Source organism: Mucilaginibacter sp., from assembly GCF_965200995.1.
GTDB lineage: Bacteria > Bacteroidota > Bacteroidia > Sphingobacteriales > Sphingobacteriaceae > Mucilaginibacter.
Genome location: NZ_OZ241743.1, coordinates 463,626 through 489,158 on the forward strand (window position 1 = coordinate 463,626; position 25,533 = coordinate 489,158).

A 25,533-nucleotide genomic window follows, 5' to 3' on the forward strand; every position below is an offset into this window, starting at 1 on the left:
TGTTACCGGGCTGCTTTATTTTTTAATAGCAGCAGCATTATACGCATACTGTCCAACTGGGCAGGCTCTACCTCATGCACCGGGATGCGTACGGAGGTAGACATAGAATCAACATTACCCTTTGGGTCATTATAAGTTTGTACAATAACATCATCAGCAATAGTACTAAGGCATAAAACGCCGTTAGCCGCGTTACCTAAATAATCCAGCTCTTTAAATTTGCGCAGGTTAAAGGAATAATATTCTTGCCTGCCTGCTTTGTAATATCTTCTAAACCGCAGAAAGTAATTGCCGGTTACATTCAGTTCCCACTTTTTCAACTGTGGCTCAGGTTCAGGGTTAAACCAGTGCAGCAGGCATTTATTGCTCCAGATAATTAATTGTTCATTGGTACTATCTGTATGAAAACTGCAAAGTATGGCACAAAAGGCGAACATTACCCCTGCTGCCATTATCTTTGTTAACAAACCTGATTTTTTCATGACATCCTTACTAAAACCGAAGATACTAAAATCCTATTTTTGCACATGCAGTTTTCCGAAAATTCGAGAGTATGGGTTTATCAGGCCAACCGGGCTTTTACTAATGATGAGGTACAGCAGTTAGCCCTGATACTGGAACACTTTACCCGCACCTGGACCGCCCACAACCACGAACTGAAGGCTGCGGCCGAAATACGCTATCAGCGCTTTATTATTTTAATGGTAGATGAAGTGCAGGCCGGGGCAAGCGGCTGTTCTATTGATAAATCGGTACGGTTAATGCAGGAAATTGAACAGCACTTTAATATTAATTTATTTGACCGGTTTAATTTAGCCTACCGTGATGGCGTAGAGATTAAAAGTGCTAACCGCGAGGAATTTGAGGCGATGATACAGCAGGGCGGCATTACCTCTGATACCATTGTATTTAATAACTTGGTTCAAACCTTGCACGAACTCGATACCAGGTGGGAAGTGCCATTTAAACAGAGCTGGCATAAACAGGTTTTTGGAAGCTTAATAAGCACTTCAATATTAAGATAGCCTGCCTGCAATTTTAAGCAGATTTACTTGTAATTTTTAAATAATCGAATGCTGATATTTAATTTATTTATAAATAAACTTGATTTACTGTAACAAATCGGGGCTATTTAACTATTTATAGATATAATATTCTTTAATTTAATATTTTTACCTCCGCTTATTAAAGGAAGAGATTTACGATTGTAACGTAGTGGTATAGGAATGAATTTTCAACAGCAGGATAGCTTACTCGAACCGGAAGAATTTTACACCTTAAAATCTTACATCGATAAGCTTTCTCAAAGTGCCAACATTGGCATTTGGGAGTTTGACCTCACTAAAAGTCCCGGGCTTACCGAATGGAAGGCCGTAAATGTATTTCAACTGCTTGGTTTTACCTCACTACAACCCTTCTACACTTTTGAATACTTTTTATCCCGCTTGGTACATCCTAATGATCAGGCTTCATTATTTCATTTTTTTGAAAATGAACTGCAGCATACGGCCGAGCCTTCTATTGAAATACAAATTTTAACCAAGTCCTCGGGTTACCGCTGGTTTAGTGTTTGCGGCCGGGCGTGGTGGAACGAACAGGGACAGTTGCTGCAGTTAATAGGTATTATATCAGGTATAGACTCACGCAAACGCAATCAACTGGCTATAGCGCAACAAGAAGATTTGCTGCACGCTTCGGCAGAATTACTGGAAGCCGGTGGCTGGGAAACCGATTTTACAACGGGACAAGTAAGCTGGACCAGCGGCATTCACCAATTGCTGGAAACTTTACCCACATTCAGACCCTCTATTGATAATACCAAAGAGTTCTACCACCCTGAATCTGTACTTAGTGTGCAGGAAGCATTTACTCAGGCGCTTAAGGAGCATACTTCATTTTCGATAGATGTGAAACTTGTTACCGCCAAAGGTAACCTGATAAATGCCCGCCTGAAAGGCGACCCAATTTGCGATAAGTATGGCAAATGCCTTTTAATGCGGGGCAGTATACAGAAAATAGGCAATGATGCTGATGCGGATTTACTGTTAACCAACAAGAAGCTGACGGAACAAAACAAGCGGCTGCAAAATTTTGCACATATTGTTTCCCATAACCTGCGCTCCTACAGTAATAACCTGCAATCAATGACGCAGCTTTTCTCTCACCCGGACAATTCTGAGGATGACCGTCAGGACTGTATTAATTATATTAAAGCCATTAGTGCCGGCCTTACCAATGCGGTAAACCATCTTACCGAAATTGTAAAACAGCAGGACGATGCCAACCGCAAAAAAAGCAAGCTATCTTTTGCTGATACCCTGAGCAGCATCACTCAGGCATTACAAAGCGATTTAGATACAATAAACGGAAAAGTGTATGCTGATTTTAAGGTACCTGAAGTTCATTACCTTTCTGCATATCTGGACAGCATTGTGCTGAACATGATTACCAATGCCATTAAATATCATCACCCAGACCGTAATCTGATTATCCGTTGCTCTTCTTATGAACAAGAAGGGCATGTATATTTAACTATTGAAGATAACGGTTTAGGTATTGATTTAAATAAGCACAAAGACAGCCTGTTCGGCATGTACAAAACGTTTCATCAGCACCCGGATTCAAGAGGGCTAGGCTTGTTCATGACCCGTAATCAGATAGAAACGCTGGGCGGTACTATTAATGTAGAAAGTGAACCCGGCATTGGTACGAAGTTTATAATTAAATTAACTTAAAACGTAGTCCTAAGCCTTATGCCTCCCGACCGTAAATTGCTGACTGCCTGTATTATTGATGATGACGAGATTTATGTGTTTGGTTTTAAGAAAGTACTGACCAAAAAGCACATTCATCCGCAACTTATTGATTTTCAAAACGGTTTGGATGCTATAGAGTTTTTAAGCGACCCTGCCAATGCAGCTCACTTGCCAGATGTTATCTTTTTGGATATTAATATGCCGGTAATGGATGGCTGGGATTTTGCAGAGGCATTTGCACAGATTGAACCCAACTTAGAAAAAAGTATTGCAATCTACATGGTTAGCTCATCCATCAACCCCAATGATATCATGCGGGCAAAAAACATTCCTTTTATTACAGATTACATGATCAAGCCGATTGATGAAGACGTATTGGTAAATATCTTGCATACCGGAGCCACTGCCTGACCTGTTGTTGCATTCATTATAAAAAATAACGCCCCGCATAAAACACGCGGGGCGTTATTTTTTATAATGAATGGTTTATTTATGGGCCACAGCAATACTTTTAGCTTCAGCTAAGTATTGGTTGAATAAGTTTGACCGATAGCATCTTACTTCTTTTCTATATAGCTTTCTAATATTTTAAAGCCGGAAGTAGTATGCAGCCTTGCCTGCTTAACCGTGGCCGGCAGCAGAAAGCTATCCCCCATTTTCACTTCGTATAACCGGCCTTCGTGTTCCAGCGTGTAAGCACCGGCCAGGCATAGCTGAATTATGAATGAATCCAGCTGGCTGTAATCACGATTCACGCTTTCTGTATAATCAAGCACACTGGTGGTAAAGTAAGGGCAGCTTACCAGTTCTACCACTTCGTTTTGCTGTGGCTGATAGCGGGTTCTGTACTCAGGGTAGTGTTTATAATCAATAGCAGCTAAAGCTTCCTCGGTATGCAGTTCGCGTTTTTGCCCCTTATCATCTACCCGGTCGAAATCATAAATCCGGTAAGTAATATCAGAGGTTTGCTGTATCTCGGCAATCAGCAATCCCTTGCCTATGGTATGCACACGGCCGGCAGGTAAAAAGAAAACATCACCGGCTTTAACATCTTCGCGGTTTAAAATATCGGTTAAATGGCCGCTGTTCAGCTGATCTAAATACTCCTGCTGGCTAAGCTCTTTGTTAAAACCGGCTATTAACGTGGAGCCGGGGTCGGCTTCTATTACATACCACATTTCAGTTTTACCAAAGGAGTTATGGCGCTCTCTGGCCAGTGTATCATTAGGGTGTACCTGTATTGATAGGTCTTCGGCAGCATCAATAAATTTAACCAGTAATGGGAAGGTATTGCCAAAACGCTCATACACGTGCTTGCCTACCAGGGCGTCGGTATATTTTTCCAGCAGGCCGGCCAGACTCTCACCGGCCAGTGGCCCATCGGCTACAACCGATACATCAGACTTTACACCTGATATTTCCCAGGTTTCCCCGCAATTAGGCAGGTTGCCGAAATCTTTATTCAGGTAGGTTTTTATTTTTTGCCCGCCCCATATTTTGTCTTTATATATGGTTTTGAATTTCAAAGGATAGAGTGTTGACATGGCTTTCGTTTTTTGCTAAAATAACGATAGTAATATAAACTGGTTTGAATTGTTTCATAAACCTGCATGTTAAACAACATCTATACTTCAATCGCTCATCAATACATACACACAATCAGAAGTTTGCGAATAACTTGCATATCACATAACATTGTTTAACTTTGCATGACAAAGTACTTTTTTAATGAATGCCTCAAATAAGTTAGATGATTTGCATACTAAAGCAACACGTAATAAATGGATGCGTTATTTTACAACCTTTACACGCTTTGCGCTTATAGCAGGTTTTTTACCCGCCGGATATGTAAAGATTATTGGTGAACGCTTTACTGATCTGCATAATAATCAACCCATGGGGCATTACCTGGAAGCGTTGCATCACACCGGTTATTATTATACATTTATTGGCTATGCTCAAATCCTTGCAGCGCTGTTGCTGCTTATACCCCGCACCGTAGTGTTAGGGACTTTGCTATATCTGCCTATCATATTAAACATTTGCATTTTATCGCTCGCCGTAAGATTTGAAGGCTCATTACTTACAGCTCCATTAATGGTAGTTGCCTGCATCTACTTATTATGCTGGCATTATAACAGACTCAAATACATACTTCCCTTTAATAACCTATCGGAAGCGTCATTAATGCCAGATAACAAGTTCCCTAAATGGTTTTTTACAGGCGTGCTAATTGGCTTAGCAACTTTTGTCTTCACAATTACCCATATATACCATTTAATGCCCCGCAATACCCTAACTGATTGCGAAACACAGTGTAACAATATTGAGAACCCCGATGCCTGCAAGATATTTTGCGAAAGCATACATAACACAGGCCAAGACCTGGATAAAAGTTTAGATGAGTATGAGCGAGCGGTAGAAACAGCCAAAACAAAAGGCAAACGCCTTAAATAAACATTTTATATACTATGCCCTGCGCCGATATATACAGGCAAACCATAACAATAAATTAAAAAGCACTGAAACACCTGAATAATTTGATAGCTAATTTATTAGTGCAAGATGTAACATTCATTACAATCACGCTACATACTGCTTGTATATAATATACTTTAACCAGATTGTAAACTGTAATTAAAGCAAAAAGCCCTGCTTAATTATTTAAGCAGGGCTTATATCAAAAACGACTTTATTCTACTTACCTAGCTTTGCTTTCAAATTCTGGTCAATGGCATCTAAAAACTCCTCGGTATACAAGTAATCAGTACCATGTTCTACTTTGGGTTTAATGGTGATCGCCAGATCCTTAGTCATTTTGCCGCTTTCTACGGTTTCGATACAAACCTGCTCTAAAGCGTGGCAAAAGTCAATAAGCTCCTGGTTGTTATCCAGTTTGCCGCGAAACTCTAAACCGCGGGTCCAGGCGAAGATGGAAGCAATAGGGTTAGTTGAAGTGGGGCGGCCGGCCTGGTGCTCGCGGTAGTGGCGGGTAACGGTACCGTGTGCAGCCTCGGCTTCCATTACCGTACCATCAGGCGTAACCAGGGTAGAGGTCATCAAACCTAATGAACCAAAGCCTTGGGCTACAGTGTCGCTCTGTACGTCACCATCATAATTTTTACAAGCCCACACAAAGTTGCCATTCCATTTCAGGGCGCTGGCTACCATATCGTCAATTAAACGGTGCTCGTAAGTAATACCGGCCTCGTCAAACTTGGCTTTGTAATCGTTCTGATAAATTTCTTCAAAAATATCCTTGAACCGGCCGTCATATTTTTTCAGGATGGTATTTTTGGTAGACAAATACAATGGCCAGCCTTTCATCAGCGCTTGGTTAAAGCAGGCATGGGCAAAGCCAATAATAGATTCATCTGTATTATACATAGTAAGGGCTACACCATCCCCTTTAAAGTTATACACCTCGAATGATTGCTCTTCGCCGCCATCCTCGGGGGTAAAGGTTACCGTAAGTTTTCCTTTACCTTTGGTCAAAAAATCAGTGGCACGGTACTGGTCGCCAAAGGCATGGCGGCCAATGCAGATGGGAGCTGTCCAGTTGGGTACCAGGCGGGGTACATTGCTCATTACAATCGGCTCCCGGAACACGGTTCCGTCCAAAATGTTACGGATGGTACCGTTCGGCGATTTCCACATTTGCTTTAAGCCAAATTCTTTAACGCGGGCCTCGTCGGGTGTAATGGTAGCGCATTTAATACCTACGCCGTATTCTTTAATTGCATTTGCAGAATCTATAGTTACCTGATCATTTGTTTCGTCGCGGTACTCAATACCCAAATCATAATATTTAATATCCATGTCAAGGTAAGGTGTAATCAGTTTATCTTTAATAAATTTCCAGATAATGCGGGTCATTTCATCCCCATCCAGTTCCACTACCGGATTTGCTACTTTAATTTTTGACATGTTAAACCGTTTTTTAGGTATTTTATACAAATGCCAAATATATAAATTTGGCCGAACAGGAATTTAATTTATTAGGCATCACTTGTTAAATTATCGCTCATTATTGTATAGCTGATGCCATTATATTATCTTTAAGGCTGTAATCTACACCTCAATGATCAAATTTCACTCCTTTATTTTGCTGTTGATATTTTTGTGTTCGGGTTTAAGCAGTTGCCGGAAAGAAAATTACACCTTTCCGGCCGATTTACAGTTGCCGGCTATCAGTGGCAAATGGTACTTGAAATCGCTAATTACCAAAACTTCTACAGATGCAAACCTCGATGTTACAGCAGTTACCTACACCTCGTTTTCGGCAAATGATTATTTTGAGTTTAAAGCAAACAATGCTGCTACTTATTCTTCTTCTATTATTGGTAAAATATACAACGGCTATTATTCGGCAACAGCTGCAGCTATACCCCAAACACTTACTTTTAAAAGCGGCAATTTTGTGAACAAATATATTGTTACTGAGGCCAGCACAGATAAACTAACTATTTATCAAACTGCTGCTACCAAAACCGGAACCGTTACTACTACGGTTACTGATACTTACACTTACAGCAAGAAGTAAATTTATTTTGAAAAAAGCATTACTTACCCTTATTGCAGGCACATTTGCCCTGCTGGCTCATGCACAACTGGGCTATAACTATGCACAATATGATTTTGGCATCAGCGGATTTTCAAATACCGCTTATACAGATGCCGAAATACAGAAGCATACCGGCGCACTCGGCCTGAATTTTACTTACAATCAAACGCCCTTTATCAACTTTGTAGCCGAATTTCAAGTTGGGCGCCTTTCCGGCGGAGATGCGATCAATACATTATCCGGCCGCCAGTTTCAGAACAACTATACTTCGCTTGCTTTCAGGGGACAGTTACAGGCTGGCGAGTTTTATGATTATTCGAACAGTATGTTCGGCAATGCGTTCAAAAACCTGTATGTAGGCAGCGGCGTAGGCCTTAATGCCAACCACATGGCTTACATTAACCGCAACTCTTTATACGTTCCTGATTTTACCTCCACAGGTTTAAATGACAGCCAGGAAATTTATATACCAGTTCGCATAGGGTACGAATTAAAGGTTTTTAACAGCTATAATGAACCTACTTTTAAAGTCGATATCGGCTATCAGCATAACTTTATATTGGGTGATCAGCTGGACGGAATTAAAGCAGGTATGTATAACGATAGTTTCGGTCAGTTCTTTATCGGTTTAAAATTCTCTGTGGGCGGCGTTACTTCTTACCGAAAACAGATTAATTACTAAAGGTACTCTTTTCATTATCTCACCAACAGCTCAAACAATACACGGTTTGGCAAGGTTTTCTCTACTCAATATAGAAAACCACAAACCATGAAAAACGACGATAAATTTTATCCCGGCTTTAATGATGAGAACTTAGACCGTGATAAAAAAATGAAAGACGATTTGGGCGAAGAAAGCGAAGCCCACGATTTAAAATATAATCCCGAAGAAGACAGCTATGAAATAGATATTGCCAGCGATGATCCTGATTATGATCCGCCGGCATTATTTGATTCTTCAGCGCCTAACGGCAGCGACTTTGATTCGAGCTATGATGAAGCCAACCCTTACGATGTAAAAGGCGAGTATGATAAGAACCGCTCCATTGAAACAGATGCCGGTAATTTAGGAATGCATATTGAAGATACAAAGATTACCGAAGTTGATCCGGTGGATCGTATCCTGTCGCATACGCCAGAGGATGACCGGGATGATCTGGACGAAGAAGGTTACCCTAAAAACGACCGTGATCTGAACACTGGTGATGATGAAATATTAAAATAACCGGTAAAAATTTTATCAAAATAAAAGCCTTTCAATGGAGTTGAAAGGCTTTTATTTTGATAAAATGCCGGAGAAAACTTAAACCGGCTTGCACATAACTCAACTACCGTTTAATCAAATTCTAGGTTAAACTTCTTTTTTAATTCTGCCAGTTCGGGGTTTTTTGCCGCCAGGTACTGAAACCGTTCAATTGATGTATATGGCCTTTTGGCTACCGCCTGTTCATTAATAACAGGATGAATGTTCAGATCAAAATTCTTTAGCTGCACTCGCAAAAAATTCAGCAGGTCAGGCTTTTCATCCCGCAATGATAACTCTTGTGATTTGTTGTGTAGTGTTACCTCAAATTCATAAGGCTTTATCTGCTTGGGCTCATGCGTAGTTAATATGGAATGAATAGTAGCCTTGCCATCGGCCTTGGCTTGGCTGGCATATTCATTCCACAACTGCATAAAGCGCTCAAATGTAAATGCCTGTGCATCTGTTCCCTTTATATAAGGGTCATCCTCATCAGCCTGCGCAGTGGAATCAAACTTACCGATATCCTTTAATGACGGAATTTTAACCGATGCCCCGCCCAGCGTTGGCTTAGGCATAACTACCTTCGGCTTATCTGCTACAGCCGCTTTAGCCGGTTCGGGCACTTTCAAAGGTTCCGGGTGTTGAACAGGTTCAGGTACAGCTATGGTGGGTGCCACAGCCGCAGGCTGCTGTGGCTGATAGGTAACTTCCGGTTCGGTAAGTGCAACAACGGGTGCGGCCTGTTGCGGTTTAGCCGCAGTTTGAGCCGGGATAATGACCGGCGGCACATCAGGCTTTTTTGCAGCAGGCACCTCCGCCCCTACTACTGTAACCGGCGTTAACGCCGCATTAAATATGGATGGCAGATGGCATATCTTCAACAAGGCCAGTTCCACCTGTAATCGCTGATTTTTACTCAGCCTGTAATTAAGATCACATTGGTTAGCCACGCTCATAGCCGAAAGCAGGAACGAAACGGTAGAATGCTGTGCCTGCTGCACATAGCGGTTCTTTATATTTTCGCTTACCTCCAGTAGTTTGATGGTAGCCGCATCCTTTACTACCAACAAGTTACGCAGGTGCCCGGTAAGCCCGGTGATGAAATGATTACCATCAAAGCCCTTACTCAATATTTCATTAAACAGCAGCAGCGTTTTAGAAGTATCCTCGCGCAGCAGACTATCGGTAACCTTAAAATAGTAGTCGTAATCCAGAATGTTCAGATTATCAATTACCGCATTATAGGTAACATGCCCTCCCGAGAAACTAACAATCTGGTCGAACATTGACAATGCATCTCGCAAGCCGCCATCGGCCTTTTGGGCAATTATGTGCAAGCCGTCCGGCTCGTAGCTAATGTTTTCCTTACCGGCAATAGAAGCCAGATGCGCCGCCATATCGTCTACCTTGATACGGTTAAAATCGAATATCTGGCAGCGCGACAGAATAGTAGGCAGTATCTTATGCTTCTCGGTAGTAGCCAGAATAAAAATGGCATAGTTAGGCGGCTCTTCCAGCGTTTTCAAAAAGGCGTTAAATGCCGCCTGCGATAGCATGTGCACCTCATCAATCACATACACCTTATAACGGCTGCCCTGCGGCGGTATGCGCACCTGTTCAATCAGGCTGCGAATGTCATCTACGGAGTTGTTGGAAGCTGCGTCCAACTCATGTACATTAAATGAATTACCATTTTGAAATGCAGTGCATGAAGGGCATACACCACACGCCTCACCATCGGGCTGCAAATTGGTACAGTTAATGGTTTTAGCCAGTATACGTGCACACGTTGTTTTGCCCACCCCGCGTGGCCCGCAGAATAAAAATGCCTGCGCCAGCTGATTGCTTTTAATGGCATTCTTAAGCGTGTTGGTTACATGTTGCTGACCTACAACGCTTTCATAAGTAGCCGGGCGGTACTTGCGTGCCGAAACTATAAAATTATCCACAGGCACTAAGATACAGATTATTGAGGGAAGGGTAAAGCACGATTTGGCAAACTTGCAAACGGCTTACTTACAATATTTGTATCTTTGAAGTAACAGGGCATGCCTATGGAATTTGCAGATTTAGACTTATCAAAAGATTACACTTACGCCGACTACCTGAAATGGCAGTTTAATGAACGCCTGGAACTGATAAAGGGGAAGATATTCAAGATGAGCCCCGCACCGAGCGCAATACATCAGTGGGTTTCTGGAGTTATTTTCAATAATTTATTTAATTACCTTAAAGGCAAACCCTGTAAAGTATTTTCGGCGCCCTTTGATGTAAGGTTATCGCGTTTGATAAATGACAAGCAGGTTAGCACTGTTGTACAGCCTGATATCTGTGTAATTTGTGCTCCTGCAAAGATTGACAAACGTGGCTGCCTGGGTGCACCTGATATTGTAGTTGAGATTTTATCGCCGGGGAACAATAAGACGGAATTGCAAAACAAGTATGAAGCTTATGAAGAGGCAGGTGTATCAGAGTATTGGATTATTCATCCTTCGGAGAAAACCTTTCTCAGTTATATTTTAACAGATGGCCAGTTTCAGGCATCAAGGTTATTAACTGCCGGAGATGAAGTTACAACACCTCTGTTGCCCGGTTTTACACTAAACTTAACTGAAGTATTTGAAAATGAGATTTTTAACGAAGATTAAAATCTCAGTAAAGGTTTTGAAATTTTGTAATCGGTTATTGCAAAAGCATTAAACAAATTCTATATATTATTTACAAACGCCAAATTATTATCTATAAAGCCGGTTCATATAAAATCATCTGGACAGCAGCAAAAAAAATCGAAAGCCCAACTGAAATACGAAAACTTGCTGCTTGCTATTGAACAGCAACAAACCTACATAAGAAACTTGCAGGATAACCTGCCCAAAACCAGCGCAAAGATTGAGGCCGAACTTAAACCTATTATCCGCGAGAATGAGCAACTGCTGCGCAGCATTACAATTAAACTGGATGAGCTGGCCAACCGTATCGGTTTGGGTAAATACAACCGTGAGTGGTTTGACACTTATATGGCTGCAGAGCTGGAAAATTTGTTAAACATCTTTGGCTATCAGGATGAGGTAATGGCAAACCTGTACCATACCTATGCCGGTATCACTTTGGATGATATAGCGGGCGATGAAGAACATACAGCCATGGCCGAATCACTTAACCTGCTTTTTGGTATAAGCATTGATGTAAAGGAGTTTTTGAGAAAGGGGCATCAAACTTATTTTGAAGAGCATAGCGATGAATTTTTTGGCACTAAAAATGATACCTCAAACGGCGAAGACCCGCCCTTAAAAAAACGCCTGCGCGCCAAAACTGCAAAGCAACTGGCTGCCGAATCTAAAGCTGCAATTGAAAACAGCCAACTTGAAAAAGATGCGCAAAGCGTTTACAAGCGCTTAATTAAAAAACTGCACCCCGATCTTGAGCAAGATGAAGCCCTGAAACCACAGAAAACCGCACTTGTACAGCAGGTTACCAAAGCGTATGAGGAGAACGATTTTTTCACATTGCTAAAGCTGCAGATTACGCATTTAGATGACAATGAAAGCGATGCAGCCAAAATTGCAGATGATATGCTAAGCCGCTACAATACGCTGCTGACCAAACAACTAAAAGAACAACAACAGCACATCAAACAAATCAGCTATACCAGCGGTGGTATTGTAGAGGATTTTATTGATAAGAACGGCAAATTTAGTCCGCAGAAATTTGCAGCAAAAATCCGGTTTTATAAAAAGGAAAGTGATGAGTTCAGGAACGATCTGTTGAATGCTGAAAGCCGGCCCAAAACCTGGTTTAAGGAGCAAATGAAGTCGATTAAGGACTGTGTACAGCGAAGCATGGTAGAAAACCTATATAATGATATGTTTAACCGTATGAATTTTTAAATACGGGTTTGAATCAGGCTGGTGAACGAGGAATAATTGGAAGTTTGAAAGCAGGATACAATAATTTTGTCTATTTTAGATAGTAGACCTACACCACACTTATGAAATTTACAGACCTCGATTTATCTAAAAGCTATACTTACGCTGACTATTTGAAATGGCAGTTTGATGAGCGCCTGGAACTGATAAAGGGTAAGATTTCTAAAATGAGCCCTCCGCCAGGCGAAATGCACCAGCGTATATCCACTATACTATCCAGCGAGCTTTATTTTTATTTAAAAGGAAAAAGCTGCCATGTATATTCGGCTCCGTTTGATGTAAGATTATCACGCACAATAAATGATAAACAGGTAATTACAGTAGTGCAGCCTGATATATGTGTAATATGCAATCCGAAAAAAATTGACGAACGGGGTTGTTTGGGTGCACCTGATATTGTAGTAGAAATACTTTCGCCGGGTAATAATAAAAAAGAATTGCAAAATAAATACGAGGTATATGAGGAAGCCGGCATATTAGAATACTGGCTTATTTATCCTGCAGAAAAAACGCTTAGTAAATATGTTTTAAAAGCCGGCCAGTTTCAAGCACTCAGGCCCCTGACTGTCGGAGATGAAATCACTACAAATGTATTACCTGGCTTTGCGCTCAACCTCAGTGAGGTATTTGAAGATAATATATTAGATAAGTATTAATTATTGATAACAAGCAGTAGTATCTTAAATAAAGGCTTTCCTTGTTTAAGATACTACTTAATGCCGCCGGCAGGAAAATTATTTCATCAATTCAACACCTGTTATTTCTTTTACATTATAATACCCTTTAGCTTGAGGCAGGTAAGCTTCGTACTCCTGGTAAGTAAGTTTTACCTTCTTACCAACAAGTGAGGCAGGGTTAGCTAAACGTTCAGAGTTTGGAAACTGCCTTAACCATAAGAATGATTTTTCACTTTCGCCTGCTGAAATAATTACATAATTAAAGCCTTTGGTGTCTATACGCTTAAATGTGCCTGTTGATACTGTACCCTTCTCCTTTGCATTATCAATCTTCTCCTCGGCCATTAATAATGCTAATTTAGAAAATGACGCACAGTTTTGCTTGAAAAGGTTTTTTCCAATTTCAACCCCTAATTTGTGTGTAGCTTCGTTGTCCTGAATGTCTATATTTTTCTCTTCAGCCAACTCCATCATCAGGTTGAGCCTGGACATCATACAATTAGTAAGCGCCGTTTCGGCCTCTTTTGAAGATTTAATGGTAGATAAATCAATTTTACTTATACAGTTACAGAGGGAGTCATTCATCTCCTTCTCCTTGGCACTGAGCATAATTTTAGACTTTTCTGCTACCTGTGCTTTAACAATTCCGCACATCAATACCCCTGCAATAAATAATAAGGTTGTTTTCATGCTTTCAAATATAACTGATACTATTATCCGCCACAAAAACTTTAGTATAAATACGCCATATTAATGTGTTTCATTATTTGATATATTGTGCTAAATAATTACTTTTGCAGCCCGTTAACTAACGGATAAGTAATTCATAATCAAAGCACACAAATGCAACAGTACGAAACCGTCATCGTTCTTACCCCGTTGTTATCAGAAGACGTTGCGAAAGAGGCCATTGCCAAATTCACAAAAGTTCTTACCGATAACGGAGCCGAAATTGTCCAGGAGGATAATTGGGGTTTGAGAAAATTAGCGTACCCTATTCAAAAGAAAAACACAGGGTACTACCACCTCACCGAATACCGAGCTCCGGGTGAACTTATCAACAAACTGGAGACCGAATTTCGTCGTGATGAGCGCGTACTACGTTTCCTGACCATTGCACTGGATAAAAATGCTATTGCGTACAATGAGAAAAAACGCAGCGGCGCTTTTAACAAAAAACCTAAAGCACAGGAGGCAGCACAATAATGGCTAACGATCAGATTAAATACGTTACCGCTCCAAAAGTGGAGGATAACCGCAAAAAATATTGCCGGTTTAAAAAGAATGGCATCAAGTACATTGATTACAAAGACGCCAACTTCTTATTAAAGTTTATTAACGACCAGGGTAAAGTATTACCACGCCGTTTAACCGGTACTTCATTAAAATTTCAGCGTAAAGTAGCGCAGGCTGTAAAGCGTGCCCGCCACATTGGCTTACTGCCTTACGTTGCCGACTCATTAAAATAACAAGGAGGTTTACAACATGGATATTATTTTAAAACAGGACGTAAAGAACCTTGGTGAGAAAGACGAAATTGTAACCGTTAAACCAGGTTATGGCCGCAACTTCCTTATCCCTAAGGGCTTTGCCTCACTGGCTACCCCTTCGGCACGTAAGGTATTGGCCGAAAACTTAAAACAGGCGCAATTTAAGCAAGACAAAATCCGTAAGGATGCTGAAGAAATTGCAACCCGCCTGGAAGGCGTTAAATTAACCATTGGTGCCAAAGCCGGCGAAAGCGGCAAAATCTTCGGTGCCATCAATACCATCCAGGTAGCTGATGCATTAAAGAAACAAGGCTTCGATGTTGACCGCCGCCGTATTACCTTTGATCAGGATCCTAAGGTTATAGGTGAATATACTGCTAACCTGAACCTGCACAAAGAAGTTAAAGTTAAGGTTCCGTTTGAGGTAGTTGCTGAATAAGCACTTGCTTTAAACTAAATTTTTTAAAAGTGCCTGATGAATTTCATCAGGCACTTTTTTATTTTACTAATTTCACCGCCGGATATGAATGGCTTGGGCAAACTTATTTTTCGTATTGTTAAACTGGTGTTCGTACTGTTTGTGGGCCTGTCGGTACTTTGGGTATTACTCTATCGCTTTGTAAATCCTCCGGTTACGCTGCTGATGATTGAGCGCGGCTTTGAGCGTAAATCAGCTGGTAAAGAATGGAAGCTTGATAAGGAATGGGTACCCTTTGATAGTATTGCCGACCCTATGAAGCGCGCTGCAGTAGCCGCCGAAGACCAAAAGTTTTTAGACCATTATGGGTTCGACTTTAAGGCGATGGAACGCGCTATTGATAAAAACGCGCATCATCATAAGCTGATAGGCGGCAGTACAATATCGCAGCAAACCGCCAAAAATGTTTTTTTATGGCCGGGCCGCTCCTACGTGCGCAAAGCCTTCGAAGCCTGGTTTACCTTACTCATTGAAGCATTTTGGAGCAAGGAGCGTATTTTAGAAGTATACCTGAATGTGATTGAGATGGGCGATGGCATTTATGGTGCTCAGGCCGCAAGTCAGGCCTATTTTCATAAGGATGCCAGGAACCTTACAAAGCGTAACGCTGCTGCAATTGCCTCTGTTTTTCCAAATCCGCTAAAATGGTCGGCCGTAAGTCCCGGCCCTTATGTCAGGCACCGGCAATATATCATCCTGAAAAATATGCGCAGGCTGGGGCCGCTTGATTTTTAATAACGTGTGTATCTATGCTACCTGAAAAAGACATCACATCACTGGAAGACATTAAGTTACTGGTAGATACTTTTTATACCAATATAAGGGAAGATGCATTGTTAGCGCCAGTGTTCAACGAACGCATTAAAGATAACTGGCCGCAGCATTTACAAAAGATGTACAGCTTCTGGCAAACCGTACTGCTGCAAGAACATACCTATTTTGGCGCCCCCTTTGCTCCTCACATAAACTTGCCTGTAAGTAATGAGCATTTTGAAGCCTGGATGCAGCTGTTTGTAAAAACTGTAGATGCACTGTTTACCGGCGAAAAAGCCGCTGAAGCTAAATGGAGAGCCGGTAAAATGGCCGAACTGTTCTCGGGCAAGCTGGCATACATCAAAGCTAATCCCAACAAGGCTATCCTGTAAGGACATTATAATATACTGATTTTTATAATATTTCAGCATCTCTCACGTTTAAACTTTCGTATGTCCATCTAACTGTTATACACCAACACTTCATTGACTTATACTACCCTGCTGTATTTAGATAAACACGCTTTTTTGCAAGCAAATTACAGTACTGCTTGTTTCAATATTTTATACCTTTGCAGCCCCAAATAAGTCATAACCCGTAAAATCAAAGATATCCGTGATTATAATAATCTTCTTTTTAGCACACTGGTTTTTATCCCTGTTCTTTCAAACATTTTACCTGCACCGTTATGCTGCGCATAAAATGTACAGTACCCCAAAGTTTACCGAGCGTGTATTTCATTTTTTAACCTTTGTTACCCAGGGTTCTTCATTTTTAAATCCACGCGCTTATGCCATTATGCACCGCGAGCATCATGCGTATAGTGATACTGAGAAAGATCCGCATTCACCTCATTTTTTTACTGATGTGTTTCAGATGAGCTGGAATACCGCCTTAAGCTTTCGTGAGCATGAACGCCGTTTAAAAGAACCCGAACAACGCTTTAAGGGCAATTATCCTGAATGGCACCTGATTGATTATTATGGGTCGCACAATCTTACCCGCTTATGTTTCATTTTATTATATATAGCCTTCTATGCAGCTTTTGCTACGCATTGGTGGTTGTGGCTGTTATTACCGGTACAAATTGTAATGGGCCCGCTTCATGGCGCTATTGTAAACTGGTGCGGTCATAAATATGGATATTCTAACTATGACAACGGCGACAAATCAAAAAACACTACTCCTATCGACTTTTTGATGCTGGGCGAACTGTTTCAGAACAATCATCACAAACACCCGAACAGCCCCAATTTTGGCAAACGCTGGTTCGAGATTGACCCGGTATATCCGGTAATGAAACTGATGCACTACGTTCGCATTATTAAACTGCGCAAACCGGTTGCCGGCAGCCTGTTTTAAGCTTTTTTAAAAAAGGATTAAAGAAAAAGGGATAAAAGACAAAGGGTAAACACATATCCTTTGTCTTTTATCCCACTGTCTTTTCTTTCATCCTTTCTCTTTAAGTCTTTTGTCCATTATCACATAATCCCTCTATATTTGCGCTCAATTCAAAAATCAATACCATGAGTGTATCTGTACTGGCCAAAACCCTTAAAGGCTCAGAGATTATAAAAATAGGCAACGAAATTAATGAACTGAAAAGGCAGGGGCAAAACATTGCCAACCTAACCATCGGTGATTTTGACCCGGCCATTTATCCTATTCCTGAAGAATTGCAACAGGGAATTATTGAGGCTTACCAGGCGCACCAAACCAACTATCCCCCGGCCGATGGCGTACTCATATTACGCGAACAGGTCTCAGCCTTTTTAAACCGCCATTTTGGTTTAAACTTTGCGCCAAACGAGGTACTGGTAGCCAGCGGATCACGCCCGTTAATATACTCTGCGTTTTTAGCGTTAGTGGATGCAGGCGATAAAGTGATTTATCCCGCTCCTTCATGGAACAATAACCATTACTGCCATATCACCGGCTCTCAGGAAATAGCTGTACCTACCCTGCCCGAAAATAACTTTTTGCCCACCGCTGCTGATTTGGCCCCGCACCTCAAAGGTGCTACCTTGCTGGCGCTATGCTCACCGCAAAATCCTACGGGTACCATGTTTGAGCAGGCCGATCTGGAGGAAATTTGCGACCTGGTGATTGCTGAAAATAATAGCCGCACTCATGCTGAAAAGCCGTTGTACATCATGTATGACCAGATTTATTCGATGCTTACCTTTGGTAAGGCGCATGTAAACCCGGTAAGCCTGCGGCCTGAATTAAAAGACTATGTAATTTATATTGATGGCATATCCAAATGCCTGGCGGCTACCGGTGTACGGGTAGGCTGGGGGTTTGGGCCGGAGCATATCATCAGCAAGATGCGCGGCATTGTAGGCCACATGGGTGCCTGGGCGCCCAAAGCAGAGCAGGTAGCCACAGCACATTACCTGCAGCAGGACGAACAGATAGCTCATTATCTGAACACCTTCAAAAACAAAATACAGCAAAATCTTACTAAGCTTTACAATGGCTTTCAGCAATTAAAAAACGAAGGTTATGCGGTAGATGCCATTCAACCGATGGGTGCCATTTATCTTACCGTAAAGATTGATTACAGCGGTAAAACCACGCCTGAAGGCGAATTGCTGAACGATGCGGCTGATGTGAACTTCTATCTTATTAAGGAAGCTAAGGTAGCACTGGTGCCTTTCTCGGCATTTGGTACCGGCTCCGATGTTAATTGGTTCCGTGCCTCGGTAGGTACCAGTACACCGGAAGATATAGCAGCCATGATACCGCGCATTAAAGAAGCATTAAGTAAACTGCAATAACCATTTAACCATGCCTGCAGGAACGCTTTTTCTTATTCCGGTACCGCTGGCCGATGATGCAGCAGCAAAATCTTTTACGCCTTACTTAACGCAAACCATAAATCAGCTAAAAGAGTATATTGTAGAGAATGAGAAAACGGCCCGCAGATTTTTAAAGCAGGCCGGATTAGCCATTCCGCAAAGTGAGCTCATTATTCATGATTATGGCAAGCATCAGCGCGAAGAACCCATAGGCAGCTTTTTTACCGGTATAATTGCCGGAAATGATGCGGGGCTGATGAGTGAAGCCGGATGCCCCGGTGTAGCCGATCCGGGCGCTGATATTGTTGCCGAAGCGCACCGCAGGGGCATTAAGGTAGTACCGTTGGTTGGCCCCAGTTCTATATTACTGGCGCTGATGGCCTCGGGCTTTAGCGGGCAAAGCTTCAGCTTTCATGGCTATCTGCCTATTGATAAGTTATTGCGCAGCAAACGCCTTAAAGACCTGGAACAGCAGGCGGAACGCTTTAACCAAACCCAGCTATTTATAGAAACTCCCTTTCGCAACAATCCGTTGCTGGAGGAAATTATCAGAACCTGTAAGCCCGCTACACGCCTGTGCATTGCCTGTAACCTTACCGCTGATGATGAGATGATACAAACCAAAAGCATTGCCGACTGGAAGAAGCAATTACCCGACCTGCATAAAAAGCCAACTATTTTCCTGCTGTTTCGTTCCTGATACATGCGTATTGTCAACCGCCATGCCGAAGTTGTTATTGTAGGTGCAGGGCCTTCCGGCCTGATGATGGCAGCTCAGTTACTGCGTAACGGTATACAGCCTATTATTATTGATGCCGGCCAGGGCCCTACCTCTCAATCCAAAGCATTAGCGATACAATCGCGAACTGTAGAAATTCTCAGACAGATGGGGCTGGCTGATCATTTGCTGAGCCAAAGTATACCTGCCGAAGGACTGATTTATTACCAGCAAACCCGGCAGGTTGCACAACTCAACTTTAGTGCTGCCGCCGCCAACCAACTTCATTATCCGCACATTTATTTGCACGAGCAGAGTAAAACAGAGCGGCTGTTGCTTGACGAGCTTACCCGGCAGTGCTGCCCGGTATACTGGAATACGCAATTATTAAATTTACAGGAAACTGCCGCCATTATTCAGCTTGAATTAGAAAATGATAATCAACCGTACACCCTCACCTGTAACTGGCTGATTGGTGCCGATGGTGCGCACAGCACTGTACGCAATCAATTACAGATTCTGTTTGAGGGCGACAGCTATCCGCACCAGTTTTACCTGGCGGATGTGCAGTTAGCTAATGCTAACCTCACACACCGGCATTTGCAGCTATATCAAGGCGATACGGGCTTTGCTACCTTCTTCCCTATACCGGGTGATAATTTTTACCGGGTAATCGGCAATATACCGGCAGGCTTAACCTCCGATAACCTGAAACTGCAACAGATTGAACCTTTTCTGCAGGCCGTTACCGGCTTTGCATTACAGGTAACAGAAAACCGCTGGTTTACTACTTACCGTCTGCATCACCGCATGGCGGCGAAGTTCAGTCAGCGAAAATGTTTCCTGATCGGTGATGCTGCCCATATTCACTCACCAGTTGGCGGGCAAGGCATGAATACCGGCTTACAGGATGCGTATAACTTAGCTTGGAAGCTGTCAGGCGTGATTAACCAACACATCGAGCCGCAAGTATTATCAACCTACGCTGATGAGCGGATGCCGGTAGCCTTACAACTGTTGAAAACTACAGACAAAGCGTTTAACCTGATCACCTCAAGTAACATAGTTACCCGATTTTTTAAAAACCGGATACTTCCCCGGATTTTAGCATGGGCGCAGCATAAAAGTAAGTATACACAGCTATTGTTTAAACGTGTTTCTCAAACCGACATCCAATACCGGAACAGCCGCCTTAGTTTACACTTAAGCCAAACCAGCGGTATCAGAGCCGGCGACCGCCTGCCTTATCTGAAGATTTACGATGAAAAGAAACAGCAGGAAACCGATTTACACGCCTGGTGCAGCAAGCCCGGCTTCACCTTAATTACCATAGGGCCGCTTACTGAGCAGGAACTGTTTACCTTTGCCAAATGGATAACGCAAAGCTATACCGGAAAGCTAAACTTTTTTCACCTTCCGCCATCGGTAAAAAACCAGCAGGTATTTGATGCCTTTGAAATTAAAATCCGGCAGGTAAAAGCAATGGTAGTACGGCCCGATATGCACATTGGCTTATTATCTGACACGGCCGACATTACTACAGTGGATAATTATTTAAGGAATGTAGCAGGGATGAAAGGCTAATAGGCTTTTAATTGTGATTACAAGGTACGGGCGTTATCTCGTAGTAAAACCTATCCGCCCTTTATAGAATGAGATGGCACCCTTTTATCGCAATTACAAACAATTAAATGAGGTGTTCGGGCAAGCTAACCATGTATCGTTTCGCGTTTGCCATAGTTCTGTATCACCTGTGCTTCGTAAGCCAAAAAATCTTTCCACCGGGCATCAACATCAATACCTTCCGTGTATTTTCTGGCCAAGCGGATGAACATGGTATAATGGGCAGCTTCGCTTATCATCAGTTCATAGTAAAAATCAGCCAGCTCTTTGTCGTTGATGTTTTCGGAAAGTACCTTGAAACGTTCGCAGCTGCGGGCCTCAATCATAGCGGCAAACAGTAGGCGGTCAATTAACTGCTCATTACGGCTACCGCCCTTCTTAACAAACTTCATCAGTTCGCCCACATAGTCATCCTTGCGCTCACGGCCCAATACATAGCCACGAGCCAGAATAATATCATGCACCCGCTTAAAATGATCCATTTCCTCCTGCACTAAAGCTGCCATTTGCTGCACCAGGTCTGACAGCTGCGGATTTTGTACAATCAGCGTAATGGCGTTGCTGGCGGCCTTTTGCTCGCAAAAGGCATGGTCGGTTAAGATTTCTTCAATATTGCTCTCCACTACATTAGTTACCCAATGCGGATCAGTTGGCAATTGCAGTTTTAAAATTGTCTTTTCGCTCACAAGCGCAAAGATAAATAAAAGAAGGCACCTATCCTGTAATGTGTATTTTACATGATAGATGCCTCTGCGGTATATGTGATGTAAGATACTTTTGTTAAAAGCTAAGCTGCTAAGCCATCTTTTTTAGCTTTAGTCATTACCTTAGCAGCCCGTTCAGCACTGTCAGGATGCGAACTAAGCATCTTTTCAGATTTTGTCCGCGTAGAACCCGAAGATTTTTCGAGGTCGGCAAGCTTTGTAAAGGCACTTGCCAGGGCGGTTACTTTATAATTGTTCCGCTTCAGAAAATCGTAAGAATAATCATCTGCCTGGCTTTCCTGTTTACGGCTATAGCGGCTATCCAGCAGTGCGCCGGCAAAGGAACCCAACTGGCTTTGCGAAATCGCGTTTACCGCGCCTGATTGCGAAGATGCAGCATCAGTTAACGCCTCCCTTTTGTATACGGCTCTTACCGCATCTTTACTGTCCTTATTAACTACGTGTCCTATCTCATGACCAATAACGCCTAATAGTTCCTCATCCGTCATGATATCCATCAGAGAAGAGAATACCCGTACGCTGCCATCAGCACAAGCAAAAGCATTGATGTCTTTTACCTTGTAAACCTTAAAATTCAAATCTAGGCCACCTTCATGCTGATGTTTGGCGAATATCTTCCTTAGCCTGATGGAATAAGGATCATTTTCGGCAGCAACCGGATTGTTGGCATCCATCCAGGTAACCGCTTCTTTAGCCAGTTTAGCAGCATCAGCATCAGAGAAGGTAACGGATTTAAAGCCTTTTTCGGCGGCACTCATAGTTTTGGTGTTCAGTTTAAACTGCGCTGAAGCCGGGTTTATAACCGAAAGTGCAGCAATTACAAAGGCGGGGAGCAGGATTTTTTTGTTCATGATAAGAATTTAATCTGTAGCTAAAATTGATTGAATCAGCATTGGTAACGTAGCTGTAATCTAAAGGTTTGTTGAATTACAAAATGAGAATCCTATCACCGGTTAAGCTGGCGCTTCACCCATTACATCATGCTGCAAAAACTGAGCTGTGATAAATTTACACTAACGTTTAGATGAATTGCGGTTATTTGTATTTATCTACAGTACTTTGTAAATCATTTTTTCATTTTGATAGTTTAATTACTGATTTGGCAGCCGCAACATTATCAACTTACATAAAGCAATAATAAAAGCTTATTATGTAACTATTCATGTTAATTAAAAGCCCATCATCTGAATGAAACAAAATCTATATTCCAAGGTCCTTGCAGTAGTATTATTGTCAAGCCATTTACTAACATTTCCAAAAGCTGTACTGGCACAAGAGCTTTTGGCCAACGGTAAAAAAGAGCTTAAGATACTTGACTTAGTTGCTGCACTGCCAGAAGTTAAAGAACAGGCCTCTAAAACAAAAAATATGAGCCATAGTAAAAAACAAATTTCGTTAATTGTCAGCGCTCCACCCACTTATGGCATCCCATTTTATCAAGTAAACGTGAATGCAAGCGCTCCTACTTATGATATTTTATACCAGTTTGAAGTAGACCCTAAAACCTATCAGATTTTCTATTATAATGCCACAGAGAATAAACATTATAGTTTAAGCGAATGGCGAAGCCATAAGAAAAAATAATTTTTAGTTCTTGTGTTAAAGGCTACCGATACAGGTTCTTGTCCTCAATAAACTTTAGTACCTCATCGGGCACAAAGTATTGCACATTCTTTTTCTGGGCGATGGATTGGCGAATAAAAGTAGCTGACAATTCCATAAGTGGCGTCATGGTGATGGTAACGGCCGGATCTGAAGCCAAATCGGCATTCTCGTAGCCGGGACGCGGGTAAACGTATATTTTATAGTTTTTAAGTATCTGCTTATAATTTTTCCACTTATGCAATGAGGCCAAGTTATCCGATCCCATAATCAGCGTAAACTCGTGCTGCGGGTATTTTTCAGATAGATGGGTAAGCGTATCAATGGTATAGGAAGGCTGCGGTAACTTGATTTCCACATCGCTTACTTCAATGTGGTCAGCATTGTCAGTAGCTAATCGGGCCATTTCCAGCCGGTCATAAGTATTAATCAGGTTGCCGTATTTTTTAAAAGGATTTTGCGGGGTAACTACCAGCCACACTTTTTCCAGCTCGGTATGATTGGCCATGTAGTTGGCAATAATTAAGTGGCCGATATGAACCGGATTAAAGGAGCCAAATAATAAGCCGATTTTCATTTTATTCGAGGGTTGCAATTAATTAGCTGGTCAAAAAATCCCCCACCAGTTGCCGGGCTTCGGCACATGCAGTTTCTAAATCGTAATTTTTAAGTATCACATCAAATTTAGGCGCATAGTTTAGCTCCTTTTCGGCTTTAGCAAAGCGTTCTTTCAGCTTCTCGGCACTATCAGTACCCCGGCCGGTGAGGCGCTCTATCAGCACTTCCAACGATGGCGGCTGCACAAATATAGCCAGTGCCTGGTGGCCGTATTTACGTTTAAGGTGCAGGCCGCCTTCCACATCAATATCAAATATTACCGTTTTTCCTTCATTCCAGATGCGTTCAATTTCCTGCCGAAGGGTACCATAAAAAGTGCCTGAGTATACCTCCTCAAACTCCACGAACTGCTTTTTGGCTATGCGGTGTAAAAATTCTTCTATACTGATGAAATAGTAATCCTTGGCGTGCTGCTCATCGCCCCGCGCCTGGCGGGTAGTGGCGGAGATGGAAAACTCCAGTGAGGGAAAATGCTTTAACAAATGCTGTACAATGGTAGTTTTACCTGCTCCCGACGGCGCCGAAAATATGATGAGCTTGCCTTCCTTAGTCATGTGTTTATTTGGCATTGGGCATTCGTTACCAGGGCATTGGAATAGGGTAAGTACAACCTAATGACAACGCCCCAATGAACTAATGAACCAATCAGTTACAATACATTTAACAGCTGTTCTTTGATTTTTTCAAGCTCTTCCTTCATGCCCACCACCAGTTTTTGTATGGCGGCATCATTGGCTTTAGAACCCAGTGTATTTACCTCGCGGCCTATCTCCTGCGATATAAACCCCAACTTTTTACCGTTGGCATCTGCACTGTTCAGGGTTTCCAAAAAGTACAGGCAATGCGTTTTCAGCCTTACTTTTTCTTCTGTAATATCCAGTTTATCAATATAATAAATCAGTTCCTGCTCCAAACGGTTTTGGTCTATATGCTCGCGGCTTGTCACTTCAGCAAGGTGGGTGTTCAGCCGTTCGCGTATCACCGGTATCCGTTTAGGCTCTTCTACTTCTACCAACTCCAGATTTTTCATAATCAAGCCAATACGATGTTTCAGATCGCCCTCTAATACGCCGCCTTCCTCAGCCCTAAATTTTTGAAACGCAGCTACGGCTTGCTTAAAGGTTTGATCTGCCGCCTTCCATTCTTCCTCGGTAACGCTTTCTTCATTATATTTTACTACCTCAGGTAAACCTAATGCCAGTTGCATTAAGTTGGAAGCCGGCTCGTTCAATTCGGCACTTACCGCCTTTAGCTGTTCATAATAATATTTGAGCAATTGCGTATTGATACCGGCCGCTTTCACATGGCCTTCACTTTGCTCTACATTGATAGACAGGTTGATTTTACCGCGTTCCAACTGCTTGCTGCATTCTGTACGCAGTTGAAATTCTTTGTCGGAAAATGCTTTGGGGAGGCGGAGCGACAGCTCTAAAAATTTACTGTTTAACGATTTGATCTCCACGGTATACTTAGCGTTGCCTAAATCGGTAGCAGCTATTCCATACCCGGTCATGGATTTTATCATGCGCAAAGATAGCCTTTTTAAGCGAGTTGTA

Annotated in this window: 30 protein-coding genes; 20 read left to right on the forward strand and 10 right to left on the reverse strand. The window is 42.2% G+C overall.

What is annotated here, in order from left to right; genetic code table 11:
- Positions 1–2: 2 nt before the first annotated feature.
- Positions 3–452: a hypothetical protein gene (locus tag ACY652_RS02230; RefSeq protein ID WP_462266304.1), complete on the reverse strand. Its 450-nt coding sequence runs from the start codon at positions 450–452 to the stop codon at positions 3–5.
- Between the two features lie 75 nt (positions 453–527).
- On the opposite strand from ACY652_RS02230, the gene ACY652_RS02235 reads away from it, so the two are divergent.
- The 3 genes from ACY652_RS02235 (at position 528) to ACY652_RS02245 (ending at position 3,167) form a co-directional block, all read left to right on the forward strand.
- Positions 528–1,025 (forward strand): ABC transporter ATPase, encoded by a 498-nt coding sequence (locus tag ACY652_RS02235; RefSeq protein WP_462266305.1) that lies wholly within the window; start codon positions 528–530, stop codon positions 1,023–1,025.
- Between the two features lie 201 nt (positions 1,026–1,226).
- Complete coding sequence (locus tag ACY652_RS02240) at positions 1,227–2,735, forward strand: PAS domain-containing sensor histidine kinase (RefSeq protein ID WP_462266307.1); 1,509 nt, start codon at positions 1,227–1,229, stop codon at positions 2,733–2,735.
- Between the two features lie 18 nt (positions 2,736–2,753).
- A complete protein-coding gene (locus ACY652_RS02245) occupies positions 2,754–3,167 on the forward strand; it encodes a response regulator (protein WP_462266309.1) in 414 nt (137 codons plus the stop codon).
- Between the two features lie 146 nt (positions 3,168–3,313).
- On the opposite strand, the gene ACY652_RS02250 is transcribed toward ACY652_RS02245, so the two are convergent.
- Entirely contained in the window at positions 3,314–4,300 is a 987-nt protein-coding gene (locus ACY652_RS02250; protein WP_462266310.1) for a type I phosphomannose isomerase catalytic subunit, read from the reverse strand.
- A 184-nt stretch (positions 4,301–4,484) separates the two neighbouring features.
- Here ACY652_RS02250 and ACY652_RS02255 point away from each other — a divergent pair, with 184 nt between their 5' ends.
- Positions 4,485–5,213: a hypothetical protein gene (locus ACY652_RS02255; RefSeq protein ID WP_462266311.1), complete on the forward strand. Its 729-nt coding sequence runs from the start codon at positions 4,485–4,487 to the stop codon at positions 5,211–5,213.
- Between the two features lie 240 nt (positions 5,214–5,453).
- Here ACY652_RS02255 and ACY652_RS02260 read toward each other — a convergent pair whose 3' ends face one another.
- A complete protein-coding gene (locus ACY652_RS02260) occupies positions 5,454–6,683 on the reverse strand; it encodes an NADP-dependent isocitrate dehydrogenase (RefSeq protein ID WP_462266312.1) in 1,230 nt (409 codons plus the stop codon).
- Between the two features lie 154 nt (positions 6,684–6,837).
- Here ACY652_RS02260 and ACY652_RS02265 point away from each other — a divergent pair, with 154 nt between their 5' ends.
- The 3 genes from ACY652_RS02265 (at position 6,838) to ACY652_RS02275 (ending at position 8,545) form a co-directional block, all read left to right on the forward strand.
- The gene (locus ACY652_RS02265) at positions 6,838–7,299 is read left to right on the forward strand and encodes a hypothetical protein (protein WP_462266313.1); all 462 of its coding nucleotides are present in this window, start codon (positions 6,838–6,840) and stop codon (positions 7,297–7,299) included.
- A gap of 7 nt (positions 7,300–7,306) precedes the next feature.
- Entirely contained in the window at positions 7,307–8,002 is a 696-nt protein-coding gene (locus tag ACY652_RS02270; RefSeq protein ID WP_462266314.1) for a hypothetical protein, read from the forward strand.
- An 87-nt stretch (positions 8,003–8,089) separates the two neighbouring features.
- A complete protein-coding gene (locus ACY652_RS02275) occupies positions 8,090–8,545 on the forward strand; it encodes a hypothetical protein (RefSeq protein WP_462266315.1) in 456 nt (151 codons plus the stop codon).
- A gap of 110 nt (positions 8,546–8,655) precedes the next feature.
- Here ACY652_RS02275 and ACY652_RS02280 read toward each other — a convergent pair whose 3' ends face one another.
- Positions 8,656–10,515 (reverse strand): DNA polymerase III subunit gamma/tau, encoded by a 1,860-nt coding sequence (locus ACY652_RS02280; protein ID WP_462266316.1) that lies wholly within the window; start codon positions 10,513–10,515, stop codon positions 8,656–8,658.
- 105 nt (positions 10,516–10,620) lie between these two features.
- Between ACY652_RS02280 and ACY652_RS02285 the strand changes: the two genes are divergently transcribed.
- From ACY652_RS02285 to ACY652_RS02295, 3 genes are all read left to right on the forward strand, one after another.
- Positions 10,621–11,214: a Uma2 family endonuclease gene (locus tag ACY652_RS02285; RefSeq protein WP_462266317.1), complete on the forward strand. Its 594-nt coding sequence runs from the start codon at positions 10,621–10,623 to the stop codon at positions 11,212–11,214.
- A 165-nt stretch (positions 11,215–11,379) separates the two neighbouring features.
- The gene (locus ACY652_RS02290; RefSeq protein ID WP_462266318.1) at positions 11,380–12,453 is read left to right on the forward strand and encodes a hypothetical protein; all 1,074 of its coding nucleotides are present in this window, start codon (positions 11,380–11,382) and stop codon (positions 12,451–12,453) included.
- A 101-nt stretch (positions 12,454–12,554) separates the two neighbouring features.
- A complete protein-coding gene (locus tag ACY652_RS02295; protein WP_462266319.1) occupies positions 12,555–13,148 on the forward strand; it encodes a Uma2 family endonuclease in 594 nt (197 codons plus the stop codon).
- 78 nt (positions 13,149–13,226) lie between these two features.
- Here ACY652_RS02295 and ACY652_RS02300 read toward each other — a convergent pair whose 3' ends face one another.
- A complete protein-coding gene (locus ACY652_RS02300) occupies positions 13,227–13,859 on the reverse strand; it encodes a hypothetical protein (protein WP_462266320.1) in 633 nt (210 codons plus the stop codon).
- A 153-nt stretch (positions 13,860–14,012) separates the two neighbouring features.
- On the opposite strand from ACY652_RS02300, the gene rpsF reads away from it, so the two are divergent.
- The 9 genes from rpsF to ACY652_RS02345 all read left to right on the forward strand — a co-directional run bounded on the left by rpsF (position 14,013) and on the right by ACY652_RS02345 (position 20,993).
- Positions 14,013–14,375 (forward strand): 30S ribosomal protein S6, encoded by a 363-nt coding sequence (gene rpsF / locus ACY652_RS02305; RefSeq protein WP_462266321.1) that lies wholly within the window; start codon positions 14,013–14,015, stop codon positions 14,373–14,375.
- Positions 14,375–14,638: a 30S ribosomal protein S18 gene (gene rpsR, locus ACY652_RS02310; protein ID WP_462266322.1), complete on the forward strand. Its 264-nt coding sequence runs from the start codon at positions 14,375–14,377 to the stop codon at positions 14,636–14,638. Before rpsF ends, rpsR begins: the two co-directional genes overlap by 1 nt.
- 16 nt (positions 14,639–14,654) lie before the next feature.
- A complete protein-coding gene (gene rplI / locus ACY652_RS02315; protein ID WP_462266323.1) occupies positions 14,655–15,098 on the forward strand; it encodes a 50S ribosomal protein L9 in 444 nt (147 codons plus the stop codon).
- A 36-nt stretch (positions 15,099–15,134) separates the two neighbouring features.
- On the forward strand, positions 15,135–15,872 hold the full coding sequence (mtgA, locus tag ACY652_RS02320) for a monofunctional biosynthetic peptidoglycan transglycosylase (RefSeq protein ID WP_462266324.1): 738 nt from the start codon (positions 15,135–15,137) through the stop codon (positions 15,870–15,872).
- 14 nt (positions 15,873–15,886) lie between these two features.
- On the forward strand, positions 15,887–16,282 hold the full coding sequence (locus ACY652_RS02325; protein WP_462266325.1) for a group III truncated hemoglobin: 396 nt from the start codon (positions 15,887–15,889) through the stop codon (positions 16,280–16,282).
- A gap of 223 nt (positions 16,283–16,505) precedes the next feature.
- Entirely contained in the window at positions 16,506–17,252 is a 747-nt protein-coding gene (locus ACY652_RS02330; RefSeq protein ID WP_462266326.1) for an acyl-CoA desaturase, read from the forward strand.
- A gap of 164 nt (positions 17,253–17,416) precedes the next feature.
- Positions 17,417–18,670: a pyridoxal phosphate-dependent aminotransferase gene (locus ACY652_RS02335; RefSeq protein WP_462266327.1), complete on the forward strand. Its 1,254-nt coding sequence runs from the start codon at positions 17,417–17,419 to the stop codon at positions 18,668–18,670.
- 10 nt (positions 18,671–18,680) lie between these two features.
- Entirely contained in the window at positions 18,681–19,391 is a 711-nt protein-coding gene (locus tag ACY652_RS02340) for an SAM-dependent methyltransferase (RefSeq protein ID WP_462266328.1), read from the forward strand.
- 3 nt (positions 19,392–19,394) lie between these two features.
- Positions 19,395–20,993, forward strand: a complete 1,599-nt coding sequence (locus ACY652_RS02345; RefSeq protein WP_462266329.1) for an FAD-dependent monooxygenase — start codon at positions 19,395–19,397, stop codon at positions 20,991–20,993.
- Positions 20,994–21,118: 125 nt separating this feature from the next.
- Here ACY652_RS02345 and ACY652_RS02350 read toward each other — a convergent pair whose 3' ends face one another.
- On the reverse strand, positions 21,119–21,718 hold the full coding sequence (locus ACY652_RS02350; protein ID WP_462266330.1) for a MiaE family protein: 600 nt from the start codon (positions 21,716–21,718) through the stop codon (positions 21,119–21,121).
- Positions 21,719–21,819: 101 nt separating this feature from the next.
- On the reverse strand, positions 21,820–22,608 hold the full coding sequence (locus ACY652_RS02355) for a M48 family metallopeptidase (RefSeq protein ID WP_462266331.1): 789 nt from the start codon (positions 22,606–22,608) through the stop codon (positions 21,820–21,822).
- A 337-nt stretch (positions 22,609–22,945) separates the two neighbouring features.
- On the opposite strand from ACY652_RS02355, the gene ACY652_RS02360 reads away from it, so the two are divergent.
- A complete protein-coding gene (locus ACY652_RS02360; RefSeq protein WP_462266332.1) occupies positions 22,946–23,341 on the forward strand; it encodes a hypothetical protein in 396 nt (131 codons plus the stop codon).
- A gap of 22 nt (positions 23,342–23,363) precedes the next feature.
- On the opposite strand, the gene nadD is transcribed toward ACY652_RS02360, so the two are convergent.
- The 3 genes from nadD to ACY652_RS02375 form a co-directional block, all read right to left on the reverse strand.
- Positions 23,364–23,936, reverse strand: a complete 573-nt coding sequence (nadD, locus tag ACY652_RS02365; protein ID WP_462266334.1) for a nicotinate (nicotinamide) nucleotide adenylyltransferase — start codon at positions 23,934–23,936, stop codon at positions 23,364–23,366.
- Positions 23,937–23,958: 22 nt separating this feature from the next.
- Positions 23,959–24,531: a guanylate kinase gene (gene gmk / locus ACY652_RS02370; protein ID WP_462266335.1), complete on the reverse strand. Its 573-nt coding sequence runs from the start codon at positions 24,529–24,531 to the stop codon at positions 23,959–23,961.
- 95 nt (positions 24,532–24,626) lie between these two features.
- Positions 24,627–25,502, reverse strand: coding sequence for a YicC/YloC family endoribonuclease (locus tag ACY652_RS02375; protein ID WP_462266336.1), 876 nt, complete (start codon positions 25,500–25,502; stop codon positions 24,627–24,629).
- Positions 25,503–25,533: the final 31 nt, after the last annotated feature.